Genomic DNA, 17,529 nt, shown 5'->3' on the forward strand with positions numbered 1-17,529 from the left:
CCAGGCGCCGATCACGGGTGAAGCTGACCTGCCGGCCGGCCTGCCGTCGGGCTCGCCGCCCGACGACAGGCCGCCGGATATCAGCCGCGGGTTCCGAGCAGGCGGTGCAGCTCGGCGCCGCGGTCGGCGGTGCCCTCGGAGCCGTACGGTGCCGGAACGGCTGCCTTGGCGTCCTCGGGGCTCAGCGGCTCCGGATCCGGCAGCGCCTCGCAGGTGGCCTCCGCTTCACCGCTGCCCTTGCCCTTCGGGACCTTGCCGGTCGCGAGGTAGTCGGCCAGGTGACCGTCGAGGCACTTGCTGCCGCTCAGGCTGATGCCGTGGTTGCCGCCTCCCTCTTCGACGACGAGGCTCGAACCGCGCAGCTTGCGGTGCATGTTGACGCCGCCCTCGTACGGGGTGGCCGCGTCGTCGGTGGCCTGGAAGAGCAGCAGCGGCGGAAGCTTCTTGTTCGAAACGTCCAGCGGCTTCTGGGACTTCACCGGCCAGAAGGCACAAGGAGCATTGTACCAGGCGTTGTTCCACGTCATGAAGGGTGCCTTCTCGTAGGTCTCCTCCATGTCACGGTGCCAGGTGCCCCAGTCGCGCGGCCAGGACGCGTCACGGCACTGCACCGAGGTGTAGATGGAGTAGCCGTTGTCGCCTTCGGCGTCCACGGTGCCCATCGCCTCGTAGGCGGCGACGACCGGGGCGGTGTCCTTGTCCTTGACGAACGCGGCGAAGGCCGCCGCCAGATCGGGCCAGGAGCCGTTGAAGTACCCGCCCGGGATGAAGGTGTCCTCGAGTTCGGAGGCGCCGACCTTGCCGCCCGCGGGCTTCTTCCGCAGCGCGTCGCGCATCTTGTACCAGGCCTTCTCCACGGCGGCCGGGTCCTTGCCGAGCTTGTAGTCCGCGTCGTGCTTGGCGACCCACGCCATGAAGGCCTTGTGGCGGGACTCGAAGGCGTGGTCCTGGGCGATGTTGGCGTCGTACCAGACCCCGTCGGGGTCGACCATGCTGTCCAGCACGGCGCGGCGTACGCGGTCCGGGTACAGCTTGGCGTAGACGGCTCCGAGGTAGGTGCCGTACGAGTAGCCGAAGTAGTTGATCTTTTTGCTGCCCAGCGCGGTGCGGATGCGCTCCATGTCCTTGACCGCGTTGACCGTGTTGATGTGGCGCAGCAGCTTGCCGTGCTTCTTGCCGCACGCCTCGGCGAAGCCCTTGGCGCGCTCGATGTTGGCCAGCTCGTCCTTCTTGCTCCGCGGCACGCTGTCGGGGCGCACCGGGTCGAAGTAGCCGGGCTTGCAGTCGAGTGCGGGCTCACTCTTGCCGACTCCGCGAGGGTCGAAACCGATCACGTCGTACTGTGACGCGACCTTCTTCGGCAGCGACTTGGCGACGAAGCCCGCGAGAGTCAGCCCGCTGCCGCCGGGGCCGCCGGGGTTGACCAGCAGCGGACCCTGGGACTTCTCTGCGGTGTGCTGCACACGGGAGAGAGCGATGGTGATCTTCTTGCCGTCCGGCTTGCCGTGGTCCAGCGGTACGCGGACCTTGGCGCACTGCAGGTCCGGGTAGTCCTCCGTGGCGCAGTCGGACCACTTGAGTTTGCCGGCGCCGGCCGACGGCCCGTCGGCGTCGGCGGATCCGGCGTTCGCCGCGACCGGTATGGCCGTGATCAGTCCGGCCAGCACGACCGCCGCGCCGCCGTAGACGGCCATCACGCGTCTTCTTTTCATCCGAGCTCCAGTGGGAGAGTCAAGGCCGCACCTCGCGGCCATACCGCATCGTGCAGCACTCGCGCACCCCTCGTGATGCTTCCGGGCAAAATCGGTCCGGTCCTGTGACCTGGGATGTGACGCGCGTTGCGCGCGAGCCGTACGGCCGCCGTGCCGGAGGGCCAGCAACCGGCAGGCGGCGCAGGGGTGTTGAGCCCGGCCCCGGAGGGCGGCGGCAGGTTTGCGGCTTATGCCTGTTCCGGGTCCGAACCCGGGTCCCTGCCCGGCTCCGAACGCGTCCCCGGGTGCGAGCCGTTGGCACCGGCGCCGTTCTCCGCGCCGCCCGTGCCTTCGCCGCCCGCCGTGCCCGTACGCGCGAGCGCCGCCTCGCGGGCAGCCGCCACCAGCCTCTCCAGCCGGTCGCTGTGCGCGCCCCGCCAGTACACGCGGGAGCAGGAGCGGCAACGTACGAAGCTGTCGTACGTACGCCGCGTGCCCGGCCGGAGCAGCGGCGCGACCTCTGACTTGGCGACCGGTGACAGCGTCCCGTTGCAGGCCATGCAGCGCCTCCACGGCTCCAGCGGAGGTGCGAACCGGTCGAGGACGTCGAGGAGTTGGTCGTCGGGACGGTCGCCCCGCACATACGCGCCCAGCCACAGCGACCTGCGAAGCAGCAGCCCCCGGTCCTGAGTGAGGAGCACCCGGCGCTCGGCGTTGGCCTGGGCGAGCAGCGCGTCGTCGGCGGCGTCGTTGCCGTAGGCGGTGTCGAGCCCCACCAGGCGCAGCCGCCTGGCCAGCGCACCCAGATGGACGTCCAGTACGAAACGGGGCGGCCCCGGAGCGGGAACCGGTTGCGGACGCGGGACGCCTGCCACGTCGGCGACCTCGGCGTCGCGCGGGCGGTACGCGGGCGTGACCCGGCGCCCCGCGGACTCACCCGGCCCCCGCACGGTCAGCCCGCCCACCTCCGTGAGCGGCACGCCGAGGGACTGGATGACATGGCCCAGCGTCGACGTGCCGTCATGGGACATGCCGGTTCCGCCGGAGCGCCGGTGCCGCGCGGCGAGGAAGAGGCGCAGACCGCCGGCGAAGCGGAGCCGGATGTGCTGCGCGTGTGTCACGTGCCGTCGTCGGGCGGGGGAGAGGAACCGTGCGGCGTCGGACGTACCTCGAAGCCCTTGAGTCCTTGCGGCTGCTCCTCGTAGACCTCCGCCTTCTCCACAGTGGCCGTCGGCGGGCCCTCGTGCGCCCAGTCGACGAGCTGCTCGACGGCGCCCGTCTCGCCCTCGAAGACGGCCTCGACGCCGCCGTCCGGGAGGTTGCGGACCCATCCGTTCACGCCCTGGGCGGTGGCCGTCGCACGGCAGGTGTCGCGGAAGAACACGCCCTGCACGGCGCCTGAGACGATCACGCGCTTGCGGTACATCGGCCGGACACCTCCGGTGGATCATCCTGTGCCCTGTGCGGTCGGGGCGCTGACTCCGGTGGATCTCGTCCAGGATAGGGACATCCCGGGCGGGTGATCCACCGGAAGCGGCCGCACCGCCGTCTCCGGGGCCGGTCAGATGTCGCAGCCGACGCCGTCCCCGTCGCGGTCCAGATGCCGCCCGTAGCCCGGCTCGCCCCGGTGCACGGGTGCCGCGCCCGCGGACCGTGCCTCGGAGCAGTTGCCGTAGTGAACGGAGCCGGAGTCTCCCGGGCCCGGGTCTCCGGCGGCGGGCGCCTTCGCCGTGACGGTGACCGTCGTCCTGACCTTCACCTTCTTGGTCTCGGTGACGGTGGGTGCCGGACCGGCCTCCGGCGTCGCCGTCTCGGTGACGGTCGCCGTGGCCGTCGGGCGGGGTGTCGCGGACGTCCTCCTGCCGTCGTCGGGAGCTGATCCGGCCGCACCGGTCGTGCCCAGGGCGAAACCGAAGAACCAGGTGAGGAAGAGCGCCGGTATCAGGACGCGTTTGCGCGCCCATCCCGGAGAGCGGGGCGGGCCGGGGTGCGGCGGGAACGGCCGGGGCTGAGGCTGACCGGGATGCATGAGGACTCCCCTCGCGAAGTGAGGCCGCAAGTGTGGCCCGTTATGGGGAAGTTGAGGAGAAGTAGTGATGAAAAAGCGGAGATGTCAACCGAATTGAGACCTGTGTCATGGGCGCCGCCCGCGGCTGCCGTGTCCCACGCCGGAGCCGGCCGCCCTCCGCGCCACCGCCTCGCCCCGCTCTCCGGGATGGGCGCGCGTGCGCGTCGCGGCCGGCACACGTCACGATGGACGGGTGCGACTCGAACCGGTCACCTGGGAGATCCTCACCGAACAGCTCGCCGAACACGTCGCCGGGCAGGCATCCGCCTCAGGGGACGGCAGTGCATGGCGGCGCGTCGCCGTCGACGGCGCGCCGCCCGCACCCACCGGCGAGCTGGCGGAAGAGCTGGCCGAAGCCCTGCGGCTGCGCGGCAGGCCGGTCCTGGTCGTGGACGCCGACGGGTTCCTGCGCGCGGACTCCCTTCGCTTCGAGTTCGGCAAGCAGGACCCCGACGCCTACTACGACCTCTGGTACGACACCGGAGCCCTGTGGCGTGAGGTCTTCGGCCCTCTCGACCGCGGCGGCGACGGCCGCGTCCTGCCCGATCTGCGCGCTCCCTCCGTGGACCGGCCCACCCGCAGCCCGCACGTGCTGCTTCCCCGAGGCGGCGTGATGGTGCTGCACGGGCCGTTCCTGCTCGGGCACTGGTTCCCCTTCGACCTGTCGGTACATCTCGGGCTCTCCGCGAAGGCGCTGGAGCGGCAGACCCCGGTGGGCGAACGGTGGAGACTGCCGGCCTTCGCCCGGTACGCCGAGGAAGTGGCCCCCGAAGAGGCTGCCGACGTGTGCGTCCGCGCCGACAAGCCGCGGCACCCGGCGTGGAACGGCCCACCACGGCACGGCAGTCCGCCGCCGCCGTGACGGCGGGCCGGGCGCCGCAGGAGGAACGCCCGGCTGTTCAGGCGCCGTTCAGAGCGACGGACGCGAACCGGTCCGCGAATCCCTGCCAGTTCCTGAGGGATTCAGGCTCGTCCCGTTCGGCGGTGCGGACCAGTTCGTCCCGGTCGAAGCCCTGCCGGCGCAGCGCCTCCGCGTCCCAGCCCCTGATGTGCTGCGGCGTCGCCTCGGGATGGAACTGCACGCCCCACGCGGACTCCCCGACACGGAACGCCTGTACGGGACAGCGCTCGCTGCTCGCCAGCCAGCGCGCGTTCCGCGGGAGCCTGCTGATCGCGTCGACACGGTGCTCGACCGCCTTCACGCGCGCGGGCAGCCCCTGGAAGAGCGGATCGTCCAACGCCTCGGGGCGCAGCGTGAGTTCGGTGCTGCCCGACTCCGGCAGCCCGTGTTCCGCCCGTACGGTCCCGCCGGCGACGTACGCAAGGAGCTGTGCGCCCAGACAGATTCCGAGAACCGGCACTCCCGTACGCAGCGCCTCCTCCGCCAGTGCGCGTACGGGGGCGAGCCACGGGGCGCGGTCGTCGGCGTCCGGCATGTAGCCGCCGCCGAGCACGATCAGACTCCGGTGGCCCGTCAGGTCCTCCGGCAGCCGCCCGCCGTCCCAGGCGTGGACGACGTCCAGGCCGAGACCCTGCTGGGCGAGCCGGCTCCCGAACCGGCCCGGACCTCCCGTCGGGGTGTTCTGCACCACGAGAGCACGCACCGTTCCGCCCGCCTTCCGTCGTCAGCCCCTGCCCCGGGACGGCGATAGGTTCCCGGCATGAGCCATTCAAGCAACGAGCTCCACGACGGTGCACCGGAGTACCCGGGAAGGAGCGGCCATGCGGCGACGCAGGAAGTGGAACCGGCGGATGTCGGCCGGGTGCGCACCGCCTACGCCCCGGACCCGGACGGCGACCCGGACCCGGGCGAGATCGTCTGGACGTGGGTTCCCTACGAGGAGGACGACGGCAGAGGCAAGGACCGTCCCGTGCTGATAGTGGCCCGGGAGGACCGGGGAACGGTGCTCGGCGTCCAGTTGACCTCCCGGGAACGCGACGGCCAGGCCGGGTGGCTGCCTCTCGGCACGGGCCCGTGGGACCGCAGTGGACGCGACTCCTGGGTGGGCACGGAGCGGGTGCTGCGTGTCCACCCGGACGGGATGCGGCGTGAGGCGTGCGCGCTCGACAGGGCGCGGTTCAACCGCGTCGTGCACCGCCTGCAGCAGATCTACGCCTGGCGGTGAGCCATCCGGCCCGGGAGCGTCCCGGGCCTCTCCGGTCCGGCGGACCGGGGCCAGGCCCGTCCCGGGCCCCGCCGGTCGGGCGGACCGGGGCAAGGCGGGCGAAACACCCCGGGATCGGCTGTGAAGGTCTTGTCCAATGGGGCGCGCGAGGCGGCGCGGGAACCTAACATGAGTCCCCCGCACGTGTGTTGACCATGTGACGGTTCTGTGGCCGTTCACGCACCTTCCTGATGGGGTGACGGACGATGCTCCGTACCGCTGCGGCGCAGCCGGAGTTACTCACGTACGGACCTGTCACGCCGTTATTGGCGTACGCCATGGCCTGCCTGGGCAGTGCCCTCGGGCTGAGGTGCGCCATCCGGACACCGGGCGCGGCACGCCGCAGACGCACGGCATGGCTTCTCCTCGGCTCCGTCGCCGTGGGCATGGGGATCTTCACCATGCACTTCGTGGCGATGATCGGCTTCCGCGTCGGTCAGGCGCCGATCGAGTACGACATGGTGATGACGTACGGGAGCCTCGCCCTCGCCGTCGTCGTCTCCGCCGTAGCGCTGTTCCTGGTCGCCGGCCGTCGCGCCTGGCTGACGGTCCTCGGCGGGGGCCCGGTCCTCGGGCTCGGCGTATCCGCCACGCACTACCTGGGCATGATGGGCATGCGCGTCCCGGGGACGGTCCGGTACGACGAGCGGATCATGGCGATCTCCGTCGCCCTCGCCGTCGTCGTCACGGCCGCGGGACTGTGGTGCGCGACGCGGGTGAGGCACATGGGTGCCTCGCTGGCCGCCGCGCTGATCCTGGGGCTCGGCTTCATCGGGATGCACTACACCGGCATGGCGGGGATGTCGGTACGCCTCTACAGCGAGGACGGCGCGGTCGGCAGTTCATCGTCGCTGGGCACGCTCACGCCCGTACTCATCGGGCCCGTGCTTCTGCTGCTGCTGATCACGCTGTTCGTGAGCCTCGATCCGATGATGGAGCGGGACGGCAGGCGGAAGTGGGGAACACGTCCCGGGGAAGGCACCGGGGAGAAACTGGAATGGATCCCCTTCGAACAGCGCTGACCTCGACGGCCCGTACGGCGGCACGCGCGGCGGGACCCCATGAACCGGAAGGCAGGTGGAACGGTGGCTCCGAACACCGCTGACCAGCTGGCGGCGATGCCCGACGACTGGGAGCGTGCCCTCGCGGTCGTGGCGCACCCGGACGACATGGAGTACGGGTCGGCCGCGGCGGTCGCCGAATGGACCGCCGCCGGCAAGCAGGTCTCCTACCTCATGGTCACGCGGGGCGAGGCGGGCATCGACGGGCTGGAACCCGCGGAGTGCGCCCGGGTGCGCGAGGCCGAGCAGCACGCCAGCGCCCGTACGGTCGGCGTCACCGCGGTCGAGTTCCTCGGCCACAGGGACGGCGTGATCGAGGAGGGCGTGCCGCTGCGCCGTGACATCGCCGCCGCCATGCGGAAGTGGCGGCCGGAGCTCGTCGTGACGCTCAATCACAGGGAGACCTGGGGCGGCACGTCCTGGAACACTCCCGACCACCGCGCCGTGGGCCGGGCCGTACTGGACGCGGCCGGCGACGCGGGGAACCGCTGGATCTTCCCCGAGCAGCTCGCCTCCGGTGGCGAAGGCGCCTGGGGCGGTGTGCGCTGGGTCGCCGTGGCCGGTTCACCGCAGGCGACGCATGCCGTGCCGGTGGGGAAGGAAGCGGTCGACCGGGCCGTGGCTTCGCTGTCCGAGCACCGTGCGTACATCACCGCGCTCAGCGACGAGCCCGTGGAGAGCTATGCGCGCTCCTTCACCGAGTGGGCCGTCGGACTCGGCGCGGATCGGTTCGGCGGCCGGGACTGCGTCACTTTCGAGCTGTATCCGCGGTGACGGCCGCTGGGGGCAGCATTCCTCGCAGCGTCAGGACGAGCACCGGCACCAGCAGCGCCGCCGCCAGCGCGCTGAGCCAGCCGTAGCCCGCCTGCGCGACGACGAGCCCGGACAGCGCGCCGCCGGCGCCCGCTGCCGCGTTCATCGTCAGATCGGACAGGCCTTGTACGGCGGCACGGGCCGGCTGCGGCACCGAGTCGGTCAGCAGCGCCGACCCCGATACGAGCCCCGCCGACCAGCCCAGGCCGAGAAGGAACAGCCCCACGCCCGACTGGGTGTGGTGGCCGCCCGCGGTGCCCGCGAGCGCGGCGGCACAGGCGAGCAGCACGACGGAGAACAGGATGACGGCGAGCCGGCCGAAGCGGTCGGCGAGCCAGCCCATCACCGGAGAGAACGCGTACATGCCCACGATGTGCGCGCTGATGACGACGCCGATCAGCTCGATGCCGGCACCGTGCCGACCCAGATCGACGGGTGTCATCACCATGATCGAGACCATCGCGGTGTGCGCGACGGCAATCGTCACCAGGGCCAGCCGGGCATGCGCGGACGCGGCGACAGCGGCGAAACCGGCGCGCAGCGAACGGTCCGCGCTCCCGGGACGGAGCTTCGCGACCACGGGCGGCCGCGGGCTCGTGCCGACGGTGCCCGTCTCGCCCGATCCGGCGGCGGAGGCGGCGGCAGCGGCATCGGCGTCCGCCTCGGCGACGGCCTCGGCCTCGGCGGCGGTCACGGTGCCGTCCGGCTCGTCGGCCTCGGCGAGGGCGCGGGCCGTGAGCAGCGGATCGGGACGCAGCAGCACATGGACCAGGACGGCGGTGAGGAGGAAGACCGCCGCGCCCCACGCGAACGCGCCTGCCGTAGCGGGGACGCCGAGCCAGGTGACCGTGTCGCCCGCGGGTGCGGCGATGTTCGGACCGAGCACGGCCCCGACCGTGGTCGCCCATACGACGAGGGAGATGGCGCGCGCACGCTGCCCCGGCTCGGCAAGGTCCGCGGCTGCGTACCGGGCCTGGAGGTTGGCCGAACTGGCCGCGCCGAACGCCGTCGTGCCGAGCAGCAGCAGCGGGAAGTTGCCGAGCCCGGCTCCGGCGACGACCACGGCGCCTCCCGCGGCCCCGATGACGTACGCGAGAGTCAGCCCGGCGCGGCGGCCGCGCGACGCCATGAGTGACGCGAGGGGCAGCGACACCAGTGCCGTACCGATGACGGCCGAGGTCGAGGCGAGCCCGGACAGCGCCTCGGAACCGCTGACTTCCTTGGCCAGCACGGCCGCCAGTGTCACGGCGGTGGCCACGCCGAGACCGCCGAGCATCTGACTGACCATGAGCACGACCGCGGTACGGCGGCGGAGCCGCGTCAGCTCAGCGCCCCGGGGGAGCGGCGGCAAGCCGGCACGGGTGCCTGACCTGTCAGGTGCGTCCGCGGCGTTGTTGGTGTCGGTCACGCCAGGCAGTCTGGCAGGCCCGGGCGCATACGCCTACGGGGTTTCGCGCCTCGCCGGGCCTCCGCAGCCGCCCGCATCAGAACAGCGGCTCCGGAAGCAGCCCTTCAAGGGCGAGCAGCGTGCGTTTGGTCTCCAGCCCGCCGCCGAAACCGCCCAGGCCGCCGCCGCTCTCGACGATCCGGTGACAGGGGACGAGGACTGGGAGCGGATTCGAGCCCATGGCCGTGCCGACGGCCCTGGCGGCTCCCGGTTCGCCCACGCGGTCGGCGAGATCCTGATAGCCGGCAGTGGCTCCGTACGGCACTGATGCCAGCAGCTCGCGGAGCACTCTCTCGTTGAAGCCGCCCGAGAGCGACCAGTCGAGCGCCGCGGTGAACTCGCGGAGCTCACCGCGGAAATAGGAGTCGAGCTCCGCGGCGGCGCCCGCGAGGACGTGGCCCCCGGCGTGATCCGCGGCGCCTGCCACGGATCCCGGATCCGCGGGCCCGTCCACGCGGACCGGGGGCGAACCCAGCCGGCCGGTGATCCGGGCGAGGGCCCGGTCAGCCGTCGCCGGTCCGGCGTGGAAGACGACATTGACCAGACCCTCGTCGGTCGCGGCGAGCAGCAGGGGGCCGACAGGGGTGTCCCGCACCGTCCAGCTGGAGGCGCGGGCTGCCGTACTCGCCGTTCTCTCACTCATGCGGCAACCGTAGAGGGCTCCTCTGACAGTTGCCGGATGCGTGATGACGATCAAGGAGATGCGGGCAGGGGGGAGTGGGGGCCAAGGAAAGGAGGGGACGGGGAAGCGGAGGGACAGGACAGCGGCGGGTCGGGGAAGTACGGGTCAGGGAGTGGGGCCGAGAAGTGGGGGGTGGGGAACGGAAGCGGCCGTGGGACGGGCCGCGGAGCGGAGCGGTCCGGTGTGGATCCGTCCGCGAACGGTCCGGTTCAGCCGCCCGTCGCGTCCCGTACGACGTCGGGGAAGTTGCTGATGATGCCGTCGACCCCGGCCTTGTCGACCGTGCGCGCGGTCGATGCGTCGTTCACCGTCCACGTGAAGACCTGCATCTGCTTGCCGAGCGGTCCCTTGCGCGCGTGCACCGCCTTGACGTAGTCCTTCGTCACGGTCGAGTGCGTCGGGTTGATCTGGTCGGTGAACTGCGCGTACGAGTCCAGCTCGGAGACCTTCGGATTGCCCAGGAACCCCGTCTTCACGCCCGAGTTCAGGACGTGCGTCGTCCTCACCGAGTTGGCGTTGAAGCTCTGGATGACGAGCTTGCTCTTCAGGTGCGAGCTGTCCAGCCAACCCTCGCTGCGCAGCTCCCTGAGCGTCTGCGCCTCGACGCCGGGGTACAGCTCAGGGGCCTTGAGCTCCAGCAGCAGCTTCTGGCCGCTCTTGGTGATGTGCCTCAGATACTGCTCCAGAGTGGGGACCTTCTCACCCGCGTAGTCGTCGCTGAACCAGCTCCCGGCGTCCAGGCGTGAGATCTCCTTGGCCGTGAAGTCGGAGACCTTCCACGGTGAGCGCTTCGGGTAGAGGGACTCGGCGTTGGTCGTACGGGAGAGCGTGGTGTCGTGCATGACGACGAGCTCGCCGTCCTTGGTGCGCTGTACATCGTTCTCGACCCAGTCGAAGCCGAGTTTGTCGGCCTTGCTGACCGCCGCGAGCGTGTTCTCCGGCGCATAACCGGAAGCTCCGCGGTGTGCCACCGTGACCGGTGATTTGTTGCTCTTGGTGTCCTGCCGCGGGGCCGCCTGGGCCGGGGACGCGGTGAGAGTGAGAACGGACATGCCCAGGAGCACACCGGTGGCGGCGGCTACTGCACGGCGCATCGACATACGGGGACTCCTCGCGTTCGTGCGAACACTGTCAGCTAAAGGCTTCCCGTTGTGCGATACACGGAAGCAGAAGCGGAGTGTCGTGGGTGTGAACGTGGTGCGACTGTTCCGTCCCGCTGCGTGAGCCGGTTGTCAGTGCGGAGTCGTACGGTGGTCTGCATGCGGCCGCAGACCCAGATCGAACGTACGGTGGCGCCTTTCGAGGTCGTCAGCCCCTACCAGCCGAGCGGTGACCAGCCCACCGCCATCAGTGAGCTGGCGCAGCGCGTCAGCGGGGGCGAGAAGGACGTCGTGCTGCTCGGCGCGACGGGCACCGGCAAGTCGGCCACGACGGCCTGGATGATCGAGAAGCTCCAGCGGCCGACGCTGGTCATGGCTCCGAACAAGACCCTGGCCGCCCAGTTGGCGAACGAGTTCCGCGAGCTCCTCCCGAACAACGCGGTGGAGTACTTCGTCTCGTACTACGACTACTACCAGCCGGAGGCGTACGTCCCGCAGACGGACACCTACATCGAGAAGGACTCCTCCATCAACGAGGAGGTCGAGCGCCTGCGGCACAGTTCCACGAACTCGCTGCTGACGCGGCGCGACGTGGTCGTCGTAGCCTCCGTCTCCTGCATCTACGGTCTGGGCACCCCCCAGGAGTACGTCGACCGCATGGTGCCGCTCAAGGTCGGCCAGGAAACGGACAGGGACGAACTGCTGCGCCGCTTCGTCGAGGTGCAGTACACGCGCAACGACATGTCCTTCACGCGCGGCACCTTCCGGGTCCGCGGCGACACCATCGAGATCTTCCCCGTCTACGAGGAACTGGCCGTCCGCATCGAGATGTTCGGCGACGAGATCGAGGCCCTCTCCACGCTCCACCCCCTCACCGGCGAGGTCATCTCGGACGACGAGCAGCTCTATGTCTTCCCCGCGTCGCACTACGTCGCCGGGCCCGAGCGCATGGAGCGTGCCGTGACGGGCATCGAGGCCGAGCTGGAGGAGCAGCTCGCGTCGCTGGAGAAGCAGGGGAAGCTGCTGGAGGCGCAGCGGCTGCGGATGCGTACCACCTACGACATCGAGATGATGCGCCAGATCGGCACCTGCTCGGGCATCGAGAACTACTCCCGCCACATCGACGGCCGTGACCCTGGCACAGCGCCCCACACCCTGCTCGACTTCTTCCCCGACGACTTCCTTCTCGTCATCGACGAGTCGCACCAGACGGTTCCCCAGATCGGCGCGATGTACGAGGGCGACGCCGCCCGCAAGCGCACTCTGGTGGAGCACGGCTTCCGGCTGCCCTCAGCGATCGACAACAGGCCGCTGAAGTGGGAGGAGTTCCTGGAGCGCATCGGCCAGACGGTCTATCTCTCGGCGACACCCGGGCCGTACGAACTCTCGCGCGGCGACGGCTTCGTGGAGCAGGTGATCCGCCCGACCGGGCTCGTCGATCCGGAAGTCGTGGTCAAGTCCACCGAGGGCCAGATCGACGACCTCGTGCACGAGATCCGTACGCGTGCTGAGAAGGACGAGAGGGTGCTGGTCACCACCCTCACCAAGAAGATGGCGGAGGACCTGACCGAGTACTTCCTGGAGTTGGGGATCCAGGTCCGCTATCTCCACAGCGACGTCGACACGCTGCGCCGCATCGAGCTGCTGCGGGAGCTGCGCTCCGGCGAGTTCGACGTGCTGGTGGGCATCAACCTGCTGCGTGAGGGGCTCGACCTGCCGGAGGTCTCGCTGGTCGCGATCCTCGACGCCGACAAGGAGGGCTTCCTGCGCTCCGGCACTTCCCTGATCCAGACGATCGGCCGCGCCGCGCGCAACGTCTCCGGCCAGGTGCACATGTACGCGGACAAGGCGACGCCCGCGATGGAGAAGGCGATCGAGGAGACGAACCGCCGCCGCGACAAGCAGATCGCGTACAACAAGGAAAGGGGCATCGATCCCGAGCCGCTGCGCAAGAAGATCGGTGACATCGTCGCGGACATCGCCCGCGAGGACATCGACACCGAGCAGCTGCTGGGCTCCGGGTACCGCCAGGAGAAGAAGGCCGGCGGCGACCGTACGGGCAAGGGCAAGGCGCCCACTCCGGCGAAGTCGGCTGGCCGCAAGGAACGCGGTGCGGAGGTCCTCACGGACCGGCCCGCGAGTGAACTGGCCGAGACCATCGAGCAGATGACCGAGCGGATGCGGGCCGCAGCGGCGGAGCTCCAGTTCGAGGTGGCGGCCCGGCTCCGCGACGAGGTGTCGGAACTGAAGAAGGAGCTGCGGCAGATGAGGGAGGCAGGGCTCAAGTAGCCCGCTGCGCCCCCGCGCCGCTGCGGGCTGCGGTGCGTGCGGAGCTGTGGGCGGGGGCGGCGGCGCAGGTGGGACGCGGGGGAGTGTTGCAAGAGCGACACAAAGCCGGAGGCCCTGACCGGTGCTTCGTGTGCATGCGTAGGGTCGGAGAGTGACCGCCGTCGCGAGCGGACGGCGGCGGAAAGTGAGAGGGGTAGTCACGTGTCGGTGAACTTGTCCAAGGGACAGGCCATCAGCCTGCAGAAGGACGACGGGGGCAACCTGTCTGCAGTGCGTATGGGACTCGGCTGGAAGTCTGCCCCGCGGCGTGGTCTGTTCGGCAAGCGCAGCAAGGAGATCGACCTCGACGCCTCGGCGGTGCTGTTCGCCGGCACCGAGCCGAAGGACGTGGTCTTCTTCCGTCACCTCGTCAGCGACGACGGCTCAGTGCGGCACACCGGCGACAACCTCGTCGGCGGTGCCGGTCAGGGCGGCGACGACGAGGCGATCATGGTGGATCTGCAGCGCGTTCCCGTCCACATCGACCAGATCGTCTTCACGGTCAACTCCTTCACGGGACAGACCTTCGAAGAGGTGGAGAACGCCTTCTGCCGTCTCGTCGACGAGACCAACGGGCAGGAGCTGGCGCGCTACACGCTGACCGGCGGCGGCCAGTACACCGCTCAGATCATGGCCAAGGTGCACCGCCAGGGCGGCGGCTGGCAGATGACGGCCGTCGGCGCGCCCGCCAACGGCCGTACGTTCCAGGACTTGATGCCCGCGCTGGTGCCCCACCTCTGATCCGCGGGGGAGCGGCGCAGCTCAGCAGGGAGCACGGAGAGACGGCCGCGGGGGCGGCCGTCGCCGGACGGTGAGAAGAGGGGGAGTGAGGATGACGGCCGAGCTGGTACGGGGACAGAACCACCCGTTGCCGCAGTCCCGTCTGGAGATCCGGGTCACCTCGGAGCGTCCGGTCATCGCCGGTGCGACGCTCAACGACCAGGACGGCAGGATGCGGGAGGAGGGGTGGATCGCCCACCCCGCGCAGCCGCAGCTGCCCGGGCTGGAGGTGTCCCGGCAGGCGGCGGCCGAGCACCGCCTGGCGGTCGATCTCGACGCCCTGCCCGAGTCCGTCCACTGCGTCAACGTGCTGCTGGCCCTGCCCGCCGGGGCAGGCGGGCCGGTGCGCTTCGGGGAGCTGGCACCGCCGTTCGTGACCGTGACCGGGCTCGACGGAGCCGGGGTCGCGAACTGCACGCTCACCGGGCTCGACGCGGAGTCCGCCGTCCTCGCGCTGGAGCTCTACCGCCGGCAGGGCGGGTGGAAGGTCCGCGCGGTCGGGCAGGGCTACGCGGGCGGGCTCTCCGCGATGCTCGCGGACCAAGGACTCGGCCGCGCCCAGGAGTTGGCCGCGACGATCAACGAGGCGGTGGCCGCCGGCCGGGACCGTTCCGTGGCTCCGCCTCCGCCCCGTACGGACGGGGAACGTTCCCGTGAAGCCGCCGTCGGCGCCGCGGGAAGCGTCGCAGCGAGCGCCCCCGACAGCGGCGCGGGCGTGGCCGGCGCCGGAGACGCCCCCATCAGCTACCGGCATCCAGGCCGCGCCACCACGCCGCCTTCCGGGCCGCCGCCTTCCGTGCCGTCGTCTCCCGGTACGTCCGCCGCACCCGGCCGGACACCGGCGGCCGCATCCGCGACACCGGGGTCTCCTGGGTCTCCTGGGTCACCGGAGCCGGGCCCGCACGTACCGGTCGCAGGCGACGCCAATGGCTGGAGCATGGACGAGCGGCTCTACAACCAGATCTGGGACATGTTCGAGGACTTGGCCCGTACGGTCGCGGCCTACCGCTCCGCGGTCGACTTCGCCGAGTCGCGGATGGAGCAGGAGCTGGACAAGGTGCTCTCCGATCCGCGCACACGCGTCGGCCCCGCGGCCGACGCGGCGCGCGGCGAGGCGCGCACCAAGCAGGCCCGGCTCGTCGAACAGGCCCGTGAGGTTCTCGACCGCGACCTGGGGCAGCTGAGCGCGGAGGCCGAGGTCGTCGAGCCGGCGCTGCCGCCCGCCTACGCCCGCTGGGACAACCCGGTCTGGCACGGATACCGGCCGCCCCTGGAGACGCCGATGGCCATGCGCCTGGGCGACCTCGCCCTTCCCGAGAGCGCCGGCCTCCGCATCCCGATGCTGGTGCGCCTGCCGCTTGAGCGGGGCCTGTGGATCGACAGCGGCCGCAGCGGCACGTCCGGCTCGTCCTCGCCGGGCCCGGCCGCCGCCTCGGTCGTGAGCTCCGACGAACTGCGCCGTCTTGCGGCCGAGACCGCGACAGCCGTCGCCGCACGGCTGGCAGCGGTCCATCCCGCGGGCGACTTCACGCTCCACGTGATCGATCCGGCGGGCTCCGCCTCGGCCGCGCTCGCGCCGCTCGTGGAGAGCGGTGTGCTGCCCGAGCCGCCCGCCGCGGGCGCCGCCGGTGTGAGCACCGTGCTCGAACAGCTCACCCGCCGCGTCGATTTGGTGCAGATGGCGGTCCGCAGCCGCGCCACGGACGCGCTGCCCGCCGATCTCGACACCGCCGAACAGCTCCTCGTCGTCCACGATTTCCCGCACGGGTTCGACGACCGCGCCGTCACACAGCTGCGCTATCTCGCCGACGAGGGCCCGTCCGTCGGAGTCCATCTGATGATGGTCGCCGACCTGGAGGACGCCCGCGCCTACGGCCCGGTGCTCTCACCGTTGTGGCGGGCGCTGCTGCGCATCACGCCCGTTCCGGACGATCACCTGGCCGATCCGTGGGTCGGCCACCACTGGACGTACGAGCCTCCGCTCGTGCCGCCCGGCAGCCAGGTGCTGACGCAGGTGCTGGGCCAGGTCGCGTCGGAGCGCGCACGGCGCACGCACGAGGCGGAGGGCTGAGCCGGACAGCGGTTCGGGCCGAGCTGCACGCATTCACGGCCACCGTCCTCGCGGCCGGCCCCTCCTGAGCCACGGTCGGTCCTGCGGCCTGCACTGTGCCGTGACTTGAGCACTGACTTGAGTCACGGTTCTTCTCGGTCTATGCCCTGACCTGGCTCTCTTTACGTTTCTTTGGCATTGCTTTACTCTTCCTTGTGCGGAGGGGAGTACTCCCGGCACCAGCGGTGTCCCCGTCAGTACGGACCGGATGTGACCGGTCCCGGGGCGCCGGCCCGGCCACGCGACGGCGTACGCCAGGTGGAGGAGACCTCCGGCCGATGCGCACACGCGAGCCGGAGGATTGATACATGGATGTCTCCCTGAACGTCTGGGCACTGACGATCGTCGGTCTCTGCGCCCTCATCGCCGCCGACTTCTTCATCGGGGGCCGCAAACCGCACGAGGTCTCCCTCAAGGAGGCCGGGGCGTGGACCACAGTCTGGATCGTCCTGGCCGGACTCTTCGGGGTCGGGCTCTGGCTCTTCGGGACGCCCGAGGCATCGGGTGAGTTCTTCGCGGGGTTCATCACCGAGAAGTCGCTCAGCGTCGACAACCTCTTCGTCTTCGTGCTGATCATGGGGAAGTTCGCGGTGCCGGCCGCCTATCAGCAGCGGGTGCTGATGGTGGGTGTGCTGATCGCGCTGGTTCTCCGGGCCGTCTTCATCGCCGCGGGGGCCGCGATGATCTCGGCCTTCTCCTGGATCTTCTTCATCTTCGGGGCCTTCCTCATCTGGACTGCCTGGAAGCTCATCCAGGACGCCCGCGGAGGCCACGAGGAGGAGTACGAGGAGAACCGCTTCCTGAAGATGGTCGAGCGGCGCTTTCCCTCCACGAAGGACTACCACGGCACGAAGCTGTTCGTCGTCGAGAACGGCAAGCGCCTGATGACGCCCATGCTGATCGTGATGCTGGCGATCGGCTCGACCGACGTGCTCTTCGCGCTGGACTCCATCCCGGCGATCTTCGGCCTCACCCAGGATCCGTACATCGTCTTCACCGCCAACGCCTTCGCCCTGATGGGCCTCCGGCAGCTGTACTTCCTCATCGGCGGCCTGCTGCAGAAGCTGGTGCACCTGTCCTACGGACTGTCGGTCATCCTCGGCTTCATCGGCGTCAAGCTGGTGCTGCACGCGCTGCATGAGGCCGGCGTGCATGTGCCGGAGATCAGCATCCCCGTGTCCCTGGGCGTCATCTGCGCCGTGCTCGTCGTCACCACCCTCACGAGCCTCGCGGCCTCCCGTAAGAAGGCGGCCTCACCTGACAAGAAGGACGTGGACGCCTGAG

General features: G+C 70.6%; 16 protein-coding genes. 8 read left to right on the top strand and 8 right to left on the bottom strand.

The genetic code is table 11. From position 1 onward, the window contains the following. Positions 1–80: 80 nt before the first annotated feature. The 4 genes from AN215_RS20120 to AN215_RS20135 all read right to left on the bottom strand — a co-directional run bounded on the left by AN215_RS20120 (position 81) and on the right by AN215_RS20135 (position 3,720). Positions 81–1,712 carry an alpha/beta hydrolase gene (locus tag AN215_RS20120; protein ID WP_070012170.1) on the bottom strand — a complete coding sequence of 544 codons (1,632 nt, stop codon included), beginning with the start codon at positions 1,710–1,712 and terminating at the stop codon, positions 81–83. Positions 1,713–1,939: 227 nt separating this feature from the next. Continuing rightward, positions 1,940–2,812: a Mut7-C RNAse domain-containing protein gene (locus AN215_RS20125; protein ID WP_070012171.1), complete on the bottom strand. Its 873-nt coding sequence runs from the start codon at positions 2,810–2,812 to the stop codon at positions 1,940–1,942. Then, positions 2,809–3,117 (bottom strand): acylphosphatase, encoded by a 309-nt coding sequence (locus AN215_RS20130; protein WP_171904230.1) that lies wholly within the window; start codon positions 3,115–3,117, stop codon positions 2,809–2,811. Before AN215_RS20130 ends, AN215_RS20125 begins: the two co-directional genes overlap by 4 nt. Before the next feature lie 135 nt (positions 3,118–3,252). Continuing rightward, positions 3,253–3,720 carry an excalibur calcium-binding domain-containing protein gene (locus AN215_RS20135; protein WP_070012172.1) on the bottom strand — a complete coding sequence of 156 codons (468 nt, stop codon included), beginning with the start codon at positions 3,718–3,720 and terminating at the stop codon, positions 3,253–3,255. 232 nt (positions 3,721–3,952) lie between these two features. On the opposite strand from AN215_RS20135, the gene AN215_RS20140 reads away from it, so the two are divergent. Further along, a complete protein-coding gene (locus AN215_RS20140) occupies positions 3,953–4,621 on the top strand; it encodes a nucleoside/nucleotide kinase family protein (RefSeq protein ID WP_070012500.1) in 669 nt (222 codons plus the stop codon). 37 nt (positions 4,622–4,658) lie between these two features. On the opposite strand, the gene AN215_RS20145 is transcribed toward AN215_RS20140, so the two are convergent. Then, complete coding sequence (locus AN215_RS20145; RefSeq protein WP_070012173.1) at positions 4,659–5,363, bottom strand: type 1 glutamine amidotransferase; 705 nt, start codon at positions 5,361–5,363, stop codon at positions 4,659–4,661. 57 nt (positions 5,364–5,420) lie between these two features. Here AN215_RS20145 and AN215_RS20150 point away from each other — a divergent pair, with 57 nt between their 5' ends. The 3 genes from AN215_RS20150 (at position 5,421) to AN215_RS20160 (ending at position 7,759) form a co-directional block, all read left to right on the top strand. After that, a complete protein-coding gene (locus tag AN215_RS20150; RefSeq protein ID WP_070012174.1) occupies positions 5,421–5,885 on the top strand; it encodes a type II toxin-antitoxin system PemK/MazF family toxin in 465 nt (154 codons plus the stop codon). Between the two features lie 245 nt (positions 5,886–6,130). After that, positions 6,131–6,946 (top strand): MHYT domain-containing protein, encoded by an 816-nt coding sequence (locus AN215_RS20155; protein WP_070012175.1) that lies wholly within the window; start codon positions 6,131–6,133, stop codon positions 6,944–6,946. A 39-nt stretch (positions 6,947–6,985) separates the two neighbouring features. Then, entirely contained in the window at positions 6,986–7,759 is a 774-nt protein-coding gene (locus AN215_RS20160; RefSeq protein WP_070012176.1) for a PIG-L deacetylase family protein, read from the top strand. Here the strand turns inward: AN215_RS20160 and AN215_RS20165 are convergent. The 3 genes from AN215_RS20165 to AN215_RS20175 form a co-directional block, all read right to left on the bottom strand. Continuing rightward, entirely contained in the window at positions 7,734–9,149 is a 1,416-nt protein-coding gene (locus AN215_RS20165) for an MFS transporter (RefSeq protein ID WP_070012501.1), read from the bottom strand. The two genes, AN215_RS20160 and AN215_RS20165, sit on opposite strands and share 26 nt — an antisense overlap. Positions 9,150–9,282: 133 nt before the next feature. After that, complete coding sequence (locus tag AN215_RS20170; protein ID WP_070012177.1) at positions 9,283–9,888, bottom strand: methylated-DNA--[protein]-cysteine S-methyltransferase; 606 nt, start codon at positions 9,886–9,888, stop codon at positions 9,283–9,285. 248 nt (positions 9,889–10,136) lie between these two features. Beyond that, on the bottom strand, positions 10,137–11,027 hold the full coding sequence (locus AN215_RS20175) for a glycerophosphodiester phosphodiesterase (protein ID WP_070012178.1): 891 nt from the start codon (positions 11,025–11,027) through the stop codon (positions 10,137–10,139). A gap of 159 nt (positions 11,028–11,186) precedes the next feature. Here AN215_RS20175 and uvrB point away from each other — a divergent pair, with 159 nt between their 5' ends. The 4 genes from uvrB (at position 11,187) to AN215_RS20195 (ending at position 17,528) form a co-directional block, all read left to right on the top strand. Further along, entirely contained in the window at positions 11,187–13,316 is a 2,130-nt protein-coding gene (gene uvrB / locus AN215_RS20180) for an excinuclease ABC subunit UvrB (protein WP_070012502.1), read from the top strand. Between the two features lie 201 nt (positions 13,317–13,517). Next, complete coding sequence (locus tag AN215_RS20185) at positions 13,518–14,096, top strand: TerD family protein (RefSeq protein ID WP_070012179.1); 579 nt, start codon at positions 13,518–13,520, stop codon at positions 14,094–14,096. A 91-nt stretch (positions 14,097–14,187) separates the two neighbouring features. Then, a complete protein-coding gene (locus AN215_RS20190) occupies positions 14,188–16,206 on the top strand; it encodes a TerD family protein (RefSeq protein ID WP_070012180.1) in 2,019 nt (672 codons plus the stop codon). A gap of 347 nt (positions 16,207–16,553) precedes the next feature. After that, positions 16,554–17,528, top strand: coding sequence for a TerC family protein (locus tag AN215_RS20195; protein WP_070012181.1), 975 nt, complete (start codon positions 16,554–16,556; stop codon positions 17,526–17,528). Position 17,529 lies beyond the last annotated feature (1 nt).

The organism is Streptomyces abyssalis (assembly GCF_001751365.1).
Taxonomy (GTDB): domain Bacteria; phylum Actinomycetota; class Actinomycetes; order Streptomycetales; family Streptomycetaceae; genus Streptomyces; species Streptomyces abyssalis.

Excerpts from the sequence above, each read along its gene's own strand:
- AN215_RS20120 (WP_070012170.1), bottom strand. The coding sequence starts at position 1,712 with ATGAAAAGAAGACGCGTGATGGCCGTCTACGGCGGCGCGGCGGTCGTG.
- AN215_RS20130 (WP_171904230.1), bottom strand. The coding sequence starts at position 3,117 with ATGTACCGCAAGCGCGTGATCGTCTCAGGCGCCGTGCAGGGCGTGTTC.
- AN215_RS20135 (WP_070012172.1), bottom strand. The coding sequence starts at position 3,720 with ATGCATCCCGGTCAGCCTCAGCCCCGGCCGTTCCCGCCGCACCCCGGC.
- AN215_RS20150 (WP_070012174.1), top strand. The coding sequence starts at position 5,421 with ATGAGCCATTCAAGCAACGAGCTCCACGACGGTGCACCGGAGTACCCG.
- AN215_RS20155 (WP_070012175.1), top strand. The coding sequence starts at position 6,131 with ATGCTCCGTACCGCTGCGGCGCAGCCGGAGTTACTCACGTACGGACCT.
- AN215_RS20160 (WP_070012176.1), top strand. The coding sequence starts at position 6,986 with ATGAACCGGAAGGCAGGTGGAACGGTGGCTCCGAACACCGCTGACCAG.
- AN215_RS20170 (WP_070012177.1), bottom strand. The coding sequence starts at position 9,888 with ATGAGTGAGAGAACGGCGAGTACGGCAGCCCGCGCCTCCAGCTGGACG.
- AN215_RS20175 (WP_070012178.1), bottom strand. The coding sequence starts at position 11,027 with ATGTCGATGCGCCGTGCAGTAGCCGCCGCCACCGGTGTGCTCCTGGGC.
- uvrB (WP_070012502.1), top strand. The coding sequence starts at position 11,187 with ATGCGGCCGCAGACCCAGATCGAACGTACGGTGGCGCCTTTCGAGGTC.
- AN215_RS20190 (WP_070012180.1), top strand. The coding sequence starts at position 14,188 with ATGACGGCCGAGCTGGTACGGGGACAGAACCACCCGTTGCCGCAGTCC.
- AN215_RS20195 (WP_070012181.1), top strand. The coding sequence starts at position 16,554 with ATGGATGTCTCCCTGAACGTCTGGGCACTGACGATCGTCGGTCTCTGC.